The organism is Amycolatopsis sp. NPDC059235 (assembly GCF_042754125.1).
In the GTDB taxonomy this organism is placed as follows: Bacteria; Actinomycetota; Actinomycetes; order Mycobacteriales; family Pseudonocardiaceae; genus Amycolatopsis; species Amycolatopsis albidoflava.
In genome coordinates, this window is record NZ_JBHZAG010000056.1 from 1 (window position 1) to 13,844 (window position 13,844).

At 66.4% G+C, this 13,844-nt stretch carries 9 protein-coding genes; 4 read left to right on the plus strand and 5 right to left on the minus strand.

Annotation, left to right across the window (positions count from 1 at the left end; translation table 11 throughout):
- Positions 1-5 precede the first annotated feature (5 nt).
- Entirely contained in the window at positions 6-644 is a 639-nt protein-coding gene (locus tag ACFXI3_RS30130; RefSeq protein WP_378404025.1) for a hypothetical protein, read from the minus strand.
- A 701-nt stretch (positions 645-1,345) separates the two neighbouring features.
- Between ACFXI3_RS30130 and ACFXI3_RS30135 the strand changes: the two genes are divergently transcribed.
- Both ACFXI3_RS30135 and mobF read left to right on the plus strand, forming a co-directional pair.
- The gene (locus ACFXI3_RS30135; protein WP_378404026.1) at positions 1,346-2,503 is read left to right on the plus strand and encodes a hypothetical protein; all 1,158 of its coding nucleotides are present in this window, start codon (positions 1,346-1,348) and stop codon (positions 2,501-2,503) included.
- A 314-nt stretch (positions 2,504-2,817) separates the two neighbouring features.
- Entirely contained in the window at positions 2,818-7,932 is a 5,115-nt protein-coding gene (gene mobF, locus ACFXI3_RS30140; protein ID WP_378404028.1) for a MobF family relaxase, read from the plus strand.
- A 477-nt stretch (positions 7,933-8,409) separates the two neighbouring features.
- Here mobF and ACFXI3_RS30145 read toward each other — a convergent pair whose 3' ends face one another.
- Both ACFXI3_RS30145 and ACFXI3_RS30150 read right to left on the minus strand, forming a co-directional pair.
- Positions 8,410-8,883 (minus strand): HIT family protein, encoded by a 474-nt coding sequence (locus tag ACFXI3_RS30145; protein WP_378404030.1) that lies wholly within the window; start codon positions 8,881-8,883, stop codon positions 8,410-8,412.
- Positions 8,880-9,647, minus strand: a complete 768-nt coding sequence (locus tag ACFXI3_RS30150; protein WP_378404032.1) for a GntR family transcriptional regulator — start codon at positions 9,645-9,647, stop codon at positions 8,880-8,882. The genes ACFXI3_RS30145 and ACFXI3_RS30150 overlap by 4 nt, the downstream gene beginning before the upstream one ends.
- Positions 9,648-10,068: 421 nt before the next feature.
- Between ACFXI3_RS30150 and ACFXI3_RS30155 the strand changes: the two genes are divergently transcribed.
- Both ACFXI3_RS30155 and ACFXI3_RS30160 read left to right on the plus strand, forming a co-directional pair.
- Positions 10,069-10,341, plus strand: coding sequence for a zinc finger protein (locus ACFXI3_RS30155; RefSeq protein ID WP_378404034.1), 273 nt, complete (start codon positions 10,069-10,071; stop codon positions 10,339-10,341).
- Positions 10,342-10,409: 68 nt separating this feature from the next.
- Positions 10,410-11,237, plus strand: coding sequence for a helix-turn-helix transcriptional regulator (locus tag ACFXI3_RS30160; RefSeq protein WP_378404036.1), 828 nt, complete (start codon positions 10,410-10,412; stop codon positions 11,235-11,237).
- A 152-nt stretch (positions 11,238-11,389) separates the two neighbouring features.
- Here ACFXI3_RS30160 and ACFXI3_RS30165 read toward each other — a convergent pair whose 3' ends face one another.
- Positions 11,390-11,983, minus strand: coding sequence for a hypothetical protein (locus tag ACFXI3_RS30165; protein WP_378404038.1), 594 nt, complete (start codon positions 11,981-11,983; stop codon positions 11,390-11,392).
- Positions 11,980-13,812 (minus strand): type IV secretory system conjugative DNA transfer family protein, encoded by a 1,833-nt coding sequence (locus tag ACFXI3_RS30170; RefSeq protein ID WP_378404040.1) that lies wholly within the window; start codon positions 13,810-13,812, stop codon positions 11,980-11,982. Before ACFXI3_RS30170 ends, ACFXI3_RS30165 begins: the two co-directional genes overlap by 4 nt.
- Positions 13,813-13,844: the final 32 nt, after the last annotated feature.

Sequence of the window (13,844 nt, forward strand, 5' to 3'; positions counted from 1 at the left end):
CAGCGCTACGCGCTCGCACCACCCCACTTCTTTTCTCGTTCACCTTCCGGCGCTGCGTCTGGCTCCCGCTGCTCGGCATCAGTGACTGCGTCCGCTCCCCGACCAAGCACAGGGGCCGACTCGGATGGAGGCGTCTCGGGTACCCCGCCGTCGGCTGACGACCCGGTGCTCGATGCTTCACGGGCCAGTCGCTTTGCCGCAACCGCCAGCCTGCGCGCCTCGCCTACGCTGACTCCGAGCAGTGCAGCGGTCTCCGGCATCCCGGTGCCCACTTCCCGGATCGTCTTGACCGACTCTCCCATCACAGCGCGAAGCTTGCCGGTTTCATCGTCCAGCGCAGTCTTCAGCGCGCGCCGCTCGACAGCCGCCTCTTCAATGGCCTTCTCTCGCGCACGATCGAGGTCCGCTAGGTCGCGCTCAAGCCTGGCTGTGATTCGCGCGCACCGGTCTTCGTGTCGCCGTTCTGCCGCCGCGATCGCTTCTGCTGCTTCCGCGAACGGTGCCAATGCGTTGTCGATCCGCTGTTCGTCCTGCCGGACGCGCTCGAGTTTCTCCGCGTGCGCTTGCCGTAGTGCTTTCAGCCGAGCTATCTCGGCACTCGATCGGCGTCGACGACGGATCGGCCGATCTTCGTCTTGCGGCATGATTGCCTCCCTGCGCAGGGAGGGCTACGGCCGCCAGCTTAGTCGCGTCCCAGCAGGTGCGGGATGGGGCCGGGGCGCGCGGCCCCGACCCCATCGGACCGGCGGCGCACGGCACAAGGCCGACATCGCCGGAGCGACGGCTCGCCAAAGCAACGACGCCGGACGTCGCGACGTGCCCACGGGACAGAAGACCCATCACGTCGCGACCCGACCAGCATAGCCAGGGCCTGCCCGGATCGTTTGCGCAGGCCAGACACGGTGGCCGGCGATTGCGGATCGGTCCCGTCCGCGGTGGAGAGGTGGCCCCGAAATTGTATCGGCCGCTGCCCCAAATACAAGGGCACCCCACTATTTTTTTGACAAAAAGCGCGTCAAAAAAATAGCGAGGCCCCACCCTTGCATTCGGGTCCCCTTACGGCCTTGGTCAGGCATTAGGGGCAGGCCGAGGGCCTGCCCCGGGCGGCTTCGGGGCCACCTCTCCACCGCTCTGCACCTGGTCACCTTTACCGCAGGTCAGAGCATCTTAAATAGTCCGCTTTTCTGGCGTTGCATTATTGAGAATAGTAGCCAATCCCATTAATATGGTAATTACCGGTCGACGGGGCGCCAAACCCGATCCGCCGGAAACCCACACATAACAGAAATGGATTGTCGACATGACTAGCACTGATCGGCGGCACCGTTACACCCTTGACGACGTAGTGACCGCGCTCAGCGCGACACCTCCGCGCACCGCATCGGCGCTCATCGCGCTCCGGTGGATGTTCGAGCATCTTTCAGACACCCCGCAGGCCGTCCTCATGACCTGCGCGCACTTGCTCAATTCCACCGACCCGACCGACCCCGATACTCTGGCGCGCGTGCGCAAGATCTACGAACACCGCACGGACCTCACGCCGGACGCGCGACGCGCATTCGCGGCGTGCGTGCACACCACCGAATCCCGCGCGTCGCTCGCCGGACACCCGAACGAGGTAACGGCGCTCCTGGCCGACCCCGCGCATAACCGCAGCACTGCGCGCCAGTCGCTGCGCTGGCTCGCCGCACGCGCCGGAGGTCACGCGCGCGAAGCGCTCCGCGCTTGCGTCACGCTGCTGGAAAACCCGTCCGCCGATCACCCGACCGTGACCGACGCAATCCGCAGCGGCCACAAGGCATGGCCGTCTATCGACCAGGCCCACCGGACCCTGCTCACGACGTGTGTTTACGCCAGTCGCCAACGTGCGAGCGCGATCCGCGCCAAGCGCGCAGCAGAAGAGTCGCAGCGCGAGGCCGAGTCCGGAGACATCCACCGGTGCGGGAACTGCGACGGGAACCTCAGCATGGCACCCGACATGACGTACTGCTCCGAGTTCTGCCGCCGGGAAGCCGAATCGCACGCGATCCCGCAACCAGTCACTACGGTTGTACCCCGGCGAGTCCCACAGCCGATCCCGCGCCCTGCCTCAGCACCGCGCGAACCGTTCGAGGTCCGTGCGCGCCGCTCCCGAGTCGAGTACGAACCGCAAACCAGCTACGACGAGAACCACCACGAGATTGAGCCCGTCATCCCGCAGACCGGGCGCGCATGCAAGGACGACCGTGTTTCCGAACAGTACGAGGACGAACGCGGCGAGGTGCTCGACGATCGCGACGACCGTTACGAAGTCACGCCGGAGCAGCGCGGCCGCCTGGAGAAGTTCTACGAGAACCTCTGGCGACTCCCGCTCGCAGAGGGCGTGCTGTGCATCGGGTGCAACCTTGAGCGGACGCCCGCCGAACACCACGCCGAACCGATAGGACGGTGCGCGTACTGCACCGAACTCGACCGCCCGCCGCTGCGCGCCGTGCCGCAGCACCGGGCATTGATCGCGGCGTAGCCGCACAGCTGCCCAACCGAAGCGGCCGCCGGTCTCACGACCGGCGGCCGCTTTCACGTGTCCGGACCAGATTCTCGGGTAGCTGACAGGCGTTCCGCGCCAGCCCTGTCCACCAGCACGCGCCACCACCCAGCCAACCGTGCCCGTCCCGCACCCCACCACGTCCTCACCCGCGCGCCGCACCGACGCCGCCCCGGTCACCACCGCGCCCAGCCTCCGCGCCGCCCCGCACGGCCCACCGCACACACAGGACATCTTGCAGATCCTCTGAGCCAGGTGGGCGTCGGTGATTTTGCGGCGTACGCTCGATCTCGGTGATCGGCTCGCGCAAGCTGAGCCCTGGTGATCATGAGTACCTCACCAACGCGGTCGCGTGTCACGACCGCAGGCTCGACCCCGGCGAGCTGTTGAGTGACTACTACCTCTCCCACGGTTACCCGGCAGGCGAATGGTTCGGCGCCGGTGCGCAGATTTTCGGGCTCACCGGCGAGATCAAACCTGCCCAGATGAAGGCGCTCTTCGGCGAAGGCCGCCATCCCAACGCCGACGCGATCGAGAACGAGATGATCGCCGACGGCAAGACCGCCGCCGAAGCTCTCAGCGCCACAAGGCTCGGCCGCGGCTTTCCCGTCTACAGCGGGCTGGACCTCATGCGTGTCCACACCGCACAGGCGTACAAGGACTACAACCTCGAGCACGGCCGACCTGTCGGTGCACCGATCGATGCTGCGACACGACACGAGATCCGCCAGAAAGTCCAGGAACAGGTCTATCGCGAAGCGACCGGAGCCAGCGGACCTGTCGACCCGGCCGCGCTGCAGACATGGCTGGCAGAGGAGCAGCGTAAGCTCCGGAAAGCGGTATCCGGCTACGAGATGGTGTTCGCACCCGACAAATCCGTGTCGGTCGCGTGGGCTCTGGCAACTCCTGAGGAACGCGAACTGATCGCGAACCTTGTCCGGCAAGCGATGCGGGACACCTTGGCCTATGTCGAGCAGAACCTCGCCTTCACCCGCGCGGGCAATCGGGGCCAGGCCCAGGTGGACGTCGACGGGATCACCGTGGCGGTCTTCGAACACTGGGACAGCCGCGCAGGAGACCCGCATCTGCACTTCCACGCTCTGATCTCCACCAAAGTCCGCCGATCCGAAGACGGCAAATGGACCGCGCTCGACGGACGCCCGATGCTCGCCGGAACCGTCACCGCATCGGAGTTTTTCGACACTCGCACTCGCGACCTTTTCCGCGAGCACGGTGCACGATGGACACAGCGTCCCGCCAACGGCGTTGATCACAACCGAAAGATCTGGCAACTCGCGGCCGTCCCGCTTCCGTTGATCAAAGGCTTCTCGCAACGGACTCGCCAGTTCGAGGCCGCTCGCGCGCGCCGGATCGTCGAATTCCGCGAACTCAACGGGCGCGAACCGCGGCCGAAGGAAATCTTCGCCATCGACCGTGCCGCAAAACTGGACGGCCGCCCCGGCAAACCGCCGCCGAAGTCGCTGGCCGAGCACACCGACGACTGGCACGACTTCGCCCGCGAACTCGTAGGCCAGGAGGCGATCGACAAGCTCGGCCGAGGAGTCTTCGCTCGCGGGCGTGCGCCAGCTGCCGAAATGTCCGAGCACGATCTCGACAGGTTGGCCGAAGCCGTCGTCGCCGCGGTCAGCGCGAAGTACGCGCACTTCACCCGCTGGCACCTCGAAGCACAAGCCCACCGGCAGACCGCACGTCTCACAGTGCCCGCCGACGACCGGGCCAAGCTGATCGACCGCGTCGTAGACCGCGCGATCTCGTCGCCGACCACCCTCGCGTTGGAAGGCGCGACGCTCGTAGCCGAAGCGCCGTTCCTGCGGCGACGTTCGGGCGAGTCGGTGTTCCACGAGCACCGCTCCACGCGCTATACCACCACACAGACGCTGGCGGAGGAAGGCGATTTCGTCGCGTGGGCCAAGCGTGGCGGCGGCGAGCGCGTTCCGGACCGCGCCGTGCGCAAGGCACTCCGGTCCCCGACACTCAACGAGGGCCAGCGGCGGATGGTCACCGAATTCGCCGGTTCCGGCAAGCGGCTGCAGCTGGCGCTCGCTCCCGCGGGTGCAGGGAAGACCGCTGCGATGAAAGTACTGGCTGACCTGTGGCGGTCTCGAGGGCGGCAGGTCTACGCGTTCGGCCCCTCCGCGCGGGCCGCACTCGGGCTTGGCGTGTCGATCGGAGCCCGGCCGCACACGCTGCACCAACTCCCCACCGCGCTCGACCACGGCGTCGCGGAACGGAAGTTCCCGATCGCCGAGGGCGACCTGGTCCTCGTCGACGAGGCTGCGATGGCTGGCACGCACACCCTGCACACCGTCGTCACCTACGCACTGAACCGAGGTGCCGACGTGCGCCTGATCGGCGATGACCGGCAGCTCGCCGCCGTCGAAGCCGGCGGCGCGATCAGGCTCATCGCCCTCGACGTCGGCGCAGTCCGCTTCTCGGAAGTCGTCCGCTTCAAGGGCCGCGACCGCGACGAACAAGCCGCCGCATCACTCATGATCCGCGTCGGGAACGACAAGGGGATCGACTTCTACGCCAACAGAGGGCGTATCTCCTCCGGCTCTGTCGAAACAATGCGCAACGCAGCCCTGACCAGTTGGCGGCGTGATCTGCGGTCCGGTACCGACTCCCTGCTGATCGTGCCCACCAACGAAGACACCGTCGCGCTTAACCTCGAAGCCCGCGCGATCCGCCTGCGTCGCCGCAGCGAGCCGACTGGTCCCGAAGTCGACCTGCATGACGGCACCCAGGCAAGCACCGGCGACACGGTCGTCACGCGGCACAACCGCCGCCGCCTGAGCCTCTTCGGCGGCGCGGACTTCGTCAAGAACGGCGACACCTGGCGCGTCGTCACCGCCCACGAAGGCGGCCAGCTCACCGTGCGCCACGTCGAGCACGGCGCCCGGATCACCTTGCCCCGCAACTACGTCCGCCGCTACGTCGAACTGGCTTACGCCGCCACCGTCAACCGCGTCCAGGGCATGACCAGCTCCGGTAATGCCCACTCGCTGGTCCCGCCGACGATGACCCGCGAGCAGCTCTACCCCGCGATCACCCGCGCGCAACACGAAAACCACCTCTACGTGGTCACCCACCACCACGTCATCGACCTGCACCAGAAGACCCCCGAAGTCGACCCAGACCCGGAAAAAGCCGCCCGCAAAGTCCTTGTCGGCGTTCTCAAGCACACCAGCATCGAACCGTCCGCGACCGAGGTGTATCGCGACAGCCTCGACCAAGTCGTCTCGCTCGCGACACTCGTCGACCACTACAACTACGCCGCGACCTACGTCGACGAAGACACCTACCTGCACGCACTGTCCCGATACGCCCCCGAAACCCTTGACACCAAAGCAGAAGCAGCGCTCGTCCAGACCCTCCGCAACGCCAACGATCTCGACTGGAGCCCCGAGCAACTCCTCCCCCGCCTCACCGCCGGATCACCCCTCACCGGAACCGACGACCCCGCCGCCGTCCTCACCTCGCGCATCACGACCTTCCTCGCCGCCAACACCACCGCACCACCCGCCGGACACCCCGACCCCCGCGACGTCCACCGATGGCGCGCAGCCTTCGACGCGATCGCACCCGACGCCGACGTGGAAAACCCGCGTTGGAACCGCGTCTGGCGCATCGCCACCGGTGCTATCGCACTCGGCCACGACGTCGAAGCCGCCCTCACCACGACCGCACACCACCTCGCCGCCCGGCACATCCTCGAAGGCGACGGCTCCCCCGATCCGATGCCCGACCACGCCTACGCCGCCAACGCCCTGCTCCGCGAACTCGACGCCCAGAAGGACCGCGGCCAAGTCCACACCCGCACACTCCCCTGGCAATCCCGTCCAGATCTCGCCGCAGCCCGCACCCAGCCCGGCCGGCGCGAATACCTCGCCGAGATGAACGACGCGATAAAGAGCCGCCTCGAACACCTCCGCAGCGAAGCCATCCGCAACCCTCCAGCCTGGACAGCGCGCCTCGGCACACGTCCCGACAACCCCATCACCGCATGGGAATGGGACGAAATCGTCGGACTCACTGCCGCCTACCGCGAGACCTACCAGCTCGACAGCGGCCCCGACAGCCCGCTCGGACCGCGGCCCGAAACCCACGGCGCGCGCACCCATAGCTGGGACGAACTCAACCTCCGCTGGGCACGCTACGACGCCCCCGCATCCCCCGCCAAGCCTTCTCCGACAAGCCAACCTGCCGAATTCACCTCCGACGACGTACTCGACCACCTCGACGCTGAACGCGAGGACCACTTCGAAACGCTCGATGTTCTGGTCAAGCGCTACGAAGTGCTCGCCCGCGCCGGAGACGAAGACCGCTACCTCGACCTGCTCGCCCGCTACGTCCCGGCCACCGTCAACAGCGGTGCCGAACAAGCGATCCTCAACGCCCTCGCCGACGCCCAGGACCAAGGCTGGCAAGCAGAACGCCTCCTGCACGCAGTCACCCGCGGAAACGACTTCGCCTGGGCCGACGCACCTGACCTCGCGCTCTTGGCTGCGCTCCGCAGCTACCGCACCAACCGACAACCACCGGCACGAACCGCCAAGCCCACCGAAAACGAAGTCGATCGCTGGAGAAAGATCATCACTCAGAACCTGCCCGGTGCCGACGTCTCCGCAACGAGATGGAACACCGTCTGGCGACATGCTGCGGCCGGTTCCCGCGCGTTCGTCGCGCCTGACGACGCCCTCGACGCAGCAGCACGCCGTGTCGCGCAAGACCCTGACCAAAGTCCCAGAAATCTCCCGGCCCGCGTAGCACAATCGCTTGTTGCCGAGCTCGCACGTCTACGGCGCATGCACGACACAAGCCGTCCGGCACTGCCATGGCTCGCCTCTGCTGATATCACCACCCCGGCCGAACAAGCCAGCCGGGTCGTCCGTCTCGAACTCGCTCACGCCGAGATCCGGGACCGGGTCACCTCACTAGGCCAGCAGGTCGTCGTCGCTCCTCCGTCGTGGGCAGCCTCCCTCGGACCGCGGCCCACCACGCCGGAACAAGCCGCCGGGTGGGAGCGGACCCTCACTCTCGCCGCAGCTTACCGCGAAACCTTCCACGTTTCGGCGACCCGCCTGGCAAGCCCCCTCGGGCCACCCCAGACCGGCAACCACGCTCGAGCCCGTGCGTGGAGACTCGTCGCAGAACAGTGGAAAGCCAGGCTCGAGGACAACAGTGACGCCGGAGTTGACGCACGACCAGGCCACGGGGTCAAAGACGCTCTTGACCGCGAATTCCAAGCCGCAGTCGACGCAGCCCAGGCTCGCCATCGCGCAGCCGTATCGACAAAGAGCTCGCCAGATCCTTCTGAGGTCCCACCTAGTCTGGACTACGAAGAAACAAGCCTCTCGTACCGCGACCGCAGCAAATTCACCTATTGAGGCAACGATCATGCCCAGTCCAACTATGGTTCCTGGGCTGGCGATGGCTCGGACACGGTGAAGTTCCGGCGCTCAGCGCACTGGAGGTCGCTGGCCGCTGGAGCGTCGTCGCCACCGGCTTCGTGCGCCGGGTCAACGACCCCGGCCGCTGTATCCCGCTATGAGTGCCAGCTGCATACCTGGGCGGACCGGACGTTGGACCAGAGCATGGCGATCAACCCCCAGATCGTCACCGGATTCGCGCTCACCGAGGCGGGAACAACCGGTGATCTCAACGCGAGCGAAGCTGCTGAGCCAGGCAGGGACACCTCCGCGCATTCGCCGGCTGCTTCCTCCGCCGCGCAACGAAAGTGCACTCCGTCTGACCGGGCGCGATAAGGCTTGCCCGGGCGAGCGTATTCTTCATCCGCTGACAGAATCACGGAGGCAAGGCCTGCATGTCGCTCCGGGCGTGCCTCCGGCTCGCACCTGCCGGACTCAGCCGAGCAGTGCTCGAAGCGCCGCGGCGTCCCTGGCGAGTTGCAAAGCGTCGATCTGTGCTTCATCGCCGCTCTGCGGCAGCAACGGAAACGGCCTTCCCGGAGCCGGGTCTTCAGCGAATCGCGGCAGCAGGTGCGTGTGAAGATGAGGAACCGTGTTCCCGAGGGTCTCGTAGTTCATCTTGAGCGGCTGGTAGAACGTGGCCAGCGCCTTCGCCACGGTCAAAGTCGCCTTCCAGTAAGACTGTGCTTCCGGTTCAGTCAACTCGAAGGGTTCAACAACGTGGCGGCCACGCCAGATGACGAGTGTGTACCCGCGCTGGATGTCTGCTCGCTGAAGAACTGCATCGACATCCACTGTACTGAAGATCCGGATCCCGTAGACATCCTCGTCGAGGCGCTTCGACTGGCACATCTCACAGGCTTGGCCGCTGATCCGGTCCGCCCAGTCGCTCGGCCGCTCGCTTGTCATGACTGAATGTCGCTCTCGTTCCACTCGTAGATGAACTCGTGCTTGTCGCCCGCGTAGACGTCATGAGCGGCCTGCAGTGGCCTGCCGTCCTTGTCGTAATCCACATCCCACATGTGCATCACCGGCACCCCCGCGTGAAGGTTGAGCAGTTCCATTTCCTCCGGGATCGGCATCTGCGCACTGAATACCTCGACCCCTCGGAAGAACTTGTGCCCGAGCGACTCGATCAGCTCGTCCGGCCCTTCAGGCAGTGCGTCAGGAGATTCGAGGCGAGTGTCCGCGGCAAGCCACAGCGGGTAGTAGCTCGCGGAGACCACGACCGGATCGTCATCGAGGAACTGCAAGCGACGACGTACCACTGCTTCCTCACCGGGTGCTGCGCGAAGCCACTGAGCTGCATTCGGCGGCAGGGGAGTCCGCCCGACAAAGAGAATTCGCCGTGACGGAACTCGTCCTTGCTCGATCGCCCCGACATCAAAGACAGGCTTTCCGGTGCCCCGATGGGCTGCATGACGACGTGCGGCCGAGACGCGACGCAGGGGCGGACGGCGTCGGACGAAGGTGCCGCGCCCGACTTCGGTCGTCACAAGGCCCTCGGAGACCAGAAAGGCAATCGCCTTCGCGACGGTCGCTTTCGTCGTACCGTATTGGGCAATGAGCTGCCGCTCAGATGGAAGGACAGCACCAGGAGCGAGTTCCCCTTGCATGATCGCCGCACGCAGATCGGCCGAGATCTGCCTGCTGAGCGGTAGCCGTTCTGACACGGGGTCTCCTCTTCTGCTCGCTCAACCAGCGTACGGCCTCCCTAGTGAGACCTCCATACCCGTCTTGACATTCCTCCCTAGGGAGGTGCATTCTGACAAAACCTCCCTAGGGAGGTGGAGCGAGATTCAGGTGACGACGGAGGCGAACATGGGTGCCCCTGCGCGGTTGGATGGCCAACAGGACACGGCTGTGTTCCCGAACCGATTCCGGAGTCGGATGACCGCGTCGGCGTCCCCACGTTGAGGTCTTCTGCGTCCGTTGTCGCAAAACCGCCGCAAGTCGCGTTTTGGAGGTAGCGGTGTTCCCCTGCCGCAAACGTAAGCCCAGCCCGTTCTGCGTGCTGCCTCGTGATCACAACGTCGTATCACGACGTGTGAGGTCTGTTGCTCGACCGCCGGAGCACGAGAGGAGCGGTCACCAATGGCAGCTTTGATCTTCATCTACCTCGAACATGTCCGCCCGGTCGTCGACGGCGTATGGCACCGCGCGCGCCTTACGAGCGTCCCCGCGCCTGGGGAACACATCACCATGCTCTGCGGTCTGAAGGCTGTCGCTGCGTTCGCGCCGCACGAACAACGCGGCGCGCGTTGCATACCGACGCAGTGCCTGCCCTGCGACGCGGCATATCGCGAACAGTTGGGCTGGAGCGTCCCGAAGCGGCCCGCGAAGCCGAAGCGGAGGCGGCAGCGATGAGCGGCCGCACCGACGATGACAGATGCAAAGGCTGAATTGCCATGAAACCCAGCAAAGGGCCGATGGCGGTGAGCACGCGTGTCACGCTGCTCGGAGCCGCGTTGCGTGCCGCGCGGGAACGCGCGTCATGGGGCCTCAACGAGCTTGCCCGGAAAATCGGGGTCCGGCCAGCGAGACTGTCCGGCTGGGAACTGGGCCTGCGCGCCGCGCCGGAAATCGACGTCGCCTACATTCTCGGCACGCTCGGCGTCGACGGCGACGACAAGCGCCGCATTCTCGCACTGGCAAGAATGACCGCGTCCGAGGTCGTCATCTTGGGGCGACACCACGACTACGACCGCTACGCGATGCTCGCCGACTGCGGGACGACCGCCACATCCGTCGCCGACTGGAACCCGCTGTTCATTCCCGACCTCGTGCAGAACGACGACTACGCACGCGAAACGCTGATCGCCGCGGGCAGGACGGAGGCCGAAGTCCACTTCGTCGGTGAACTCGGCGCAGAGCACCGAGAGCTCATCCAGTCCAAGCCGTTCACGGCATACATCGGCGAAGCCGCATTCGCCCACATGACCGGATCGTTCGCAACTGTCTCCCGGCAGTTCGGCTTCCTCGCCAGCCTAGCCGCACCGATCTCGTCGGTCAGGGTCCGCGTCGTCCCGACAGGCACCGACCGGAATCCCGGACTGATGGGGCCGTTCACGCGGTACGACACCAACAGCGGACCCGTCGTCCACCTTCCGAGCCATGGTGCCGCTGTCTTCATGCCCGACGACGGAAACTACAGCGACGTGCTCGAAGAACTGGACAACGTCGCACTGTCCACCACGGACTCACGGGCCCTCATGGACAAGTACGCGGCGAAGCATCGAGTCAGCCTGCGCAGATCGGCGTAGGCCTTTCTCCTCTTCCGTGCCGTTCCTCCCGGCGGTACTGAATGTTCCGCCTACCGCGCCAGGTGGAACGGGGCCGGTGCACCGTTCGCCCCAACGGGCACCGGCCCCTCTCCAACACGGCGAGCCCGACCCTTTTAACTCATGCATTTCCGCTAGTCGGCCGACGGTTGGGGCGAAGCCGACGCTTCGGCTGTGTACCGGTCCTTCAAATCCTCCTTGCCGACCTGCTTGTGCGTCGCAGTGAGACAGTGCGGATGGGTCCATTCGGTCGCGAGACGTTCGGCGAACGCGGGCCGCCACCGGTCGTGCCAATACTGGGCATCACGGACGTTCGCGTGCCGACCGAGATGAGCCGCGCGCCAGGTGTAGGTCAGGGTCGCGATCTCAGCGAGCAGCCCGGGATGGTTGAGCCAGCAGTCGGGGATCGCGACGGCACGGCTGCCGGGCCGTCCGACATAGACCTCGTTGTAGTACTGCACGAAGCACGCGATCGTGAACAACGGTGATTCCCCTTGGTGCTCAGGGTCTTCCGCAGCAGGGGGCGCGGGAAAGGCGAGCCAACGGGCGACGTGGTTCGGGCCCGGCTCTTCCTCGGCTTCGAGCTTGCCGAGGCGGTCGTGGAGGTGGCCGAGGCGGGCTTCGTGCGACTGGGCCGCGGACCACAGCCGTTCGACCATGGCGGCGATCTCGGCAGCGCTCCGCTGAGGATCATCGTCGGGAATCGGGATGTCGTCGTCGGTCTTCATGCCCGGCCCTGAATCCGGTCGAGTTCGCGCTGCGCGTTGCCTGTCCGGATGGCCGCGACGTCGGCTTCGACCTGGGGCCAGTCGGGGCGCTGGGTGATGTCGACGGTGCGGCCGAGGATCGGCTTGAGGTTGCCGTGCAGAATGAGAACCCGGTCGCGGTCGAGGGTGCGGATGTCGCCGGGACGGTAGGTCGGGGTGTCTTCGCTGCCGACCGAGCCGCGGCCGCTGCTGAGCAGGCCGTCAGAGTGGTGCTGGTAGGTGCGGCGGCGGTGCTGCCCGCTGATCGTGGAGAGCCATTCGAGGGTCTGGTCGTCTTTGATACCGGGGAAAACCGACAGGGTCAGGGTGTTGTCGATCAGGGTCTTGCGGCCGTGTTCTCCGTAGAGCTCGTCAAGTTGCCCGCGGGATTGGGCGGACCAGTGGACGGGCCCGCCGCGGCCGGCGATGTCGGAAATGATCCCGGGCAGTCTCGGCACGGGAGTGCCTTCGTAGATTTCGTCGAGGATCGTGGTCGCGGGCGGGGTGTTTCGCCGGTTTTCCTGATGCAGGGCGCGTTCCTGGACGCGGGTGAGGAACTCTTCGGCGAACGCGCTCAGTACGGGGCGGGCTTGCGCGGCCTGGTGCTGGCCGGCGATGACGAACACGCTGCCGCCGGTGTCGAGGAGAGTGTCGATGTCGAACGGGTCGCTGCCCGGGGTGCAGAGTGCACGGACATCGGGGTTCATGAAGGACTCGAGCGCGCGGCGGACGCTCATCCAGACCGCGTCGGCGGTCTCGGCGACCATGCCGGTTTCCGAGCGCAGGTTGTGGGCAAGGTGCGGGAATTCGCGTTGCAGCAGCTCGGCGGGTTCCTGGTCGGCGGGTTTGGTCAGCGACCAGGTGATCAGGTCGTCGATGCCGCGTTGGTGGCGGGCAGCGGCGAGCAGATAGGCCTGCAGGACGATCCGGGCGCGGCCTCGGAAGACGGCGTCGTTCCCGCCGACGTCCTGGATTCCGAGCGCCGAGGTCGCGATCAGCGTTTCAGCACGGCGCAACGCGACTGCGGGTTCGTCGCAGCCGCCGACCGGGTTCCAGCGAACGTGGCGGGGCCAGTCGGTGGTTCCGGTCATGTCCAGCAGCCAGGCCGTTCCGCCGCGAACTCGGCGGGAGCGGGCCAGCAGGCACCATTCGGCGAGGTCGTTCTTGGTGGTGGACGCGAACAACGCGCCCGGTGCGTCGAGTGCTTTGTGGACGAGGTCGGTGCGGGACTTCCCGGAGCGGGTCGGTGCGATCGTGCCGGTCGGGGTCTCCAGTGAAACGACCAGACGTTCCCGGTACGGTCCTCGCGGCAGCGGCGCGGAGATATGCGTGATCGGACCGCGGCGGCGCTGTTCCAAGGCCAAGTCCGGCCGGGTCCAGGCGGCGGTGCGTCGAGCCGCGGCAGGTGAGAGGGCGCAGTAGACCTGCAACCGCGTGGCATGGCCTGGTCGGACGGGGCCGCATCGCCGCCAGACCGGAATCGAGACACCGACGATCAGGCTCGCGAGCACCATGATCACGGCGGTCGCGTAGGCATAGAAGGCCAGTTCACGGCCGGATATGCCGTTGTCCCAAGGATGGGTCAGAGCTGCTGCCGGATGAACAGGGTCCATGACGACCTGCAAGGCGAGCTTGAGCGACCGAGGCGGGGTCGGCCATGCCCAGGTGTCGGTGGAGAACCCGGTGGTCAGCACTGCGGACGCGGTCAGCGCGAAGGCGGCTCCACAGAGGACAAGCGCAGCACCGATGAAGAGGGCCACGAACACGAGGTCGCGGTCGGTGTCTGCTGGTTCGGAACGGTGACGGGGCACAGTGGCGTCCCTCCCGTGCGGGGAGGGCACCA

Bases quoted from the DNA above. Each gene is read 5' to 3' on its own strand.
- ACFXI3_RS30155 (WP_378404034.1), top strand. From the start codon at position 10,069: ATGGCAGCTTTGATCTTCATCTACCTCGAACATGTCCGCCCGGTCGTC.
- ACFXI3_RS30130 (WP_378404025.1), bottom strand. From the start codon at position 644: ATGCCGCAAGACGAAGATCGGCCGATCCGTCGTCGACGCCGATCGAGT.
- ACFXI3_RS30145 (WP_378404030.1), bottom strand. From the start codon at position 8,883: ATGACAAGCGAGCGGCCGAGCGACTGGGCGGACCGGATCAGCGGCCAA.
- ACFXI3_RS30165 (WP_378404038.1), bottom strand. From the start codon at position 11,983: ATGAAGACCGACGACGACATCCCGATTCCCGACGATGATCCTCAGCGG.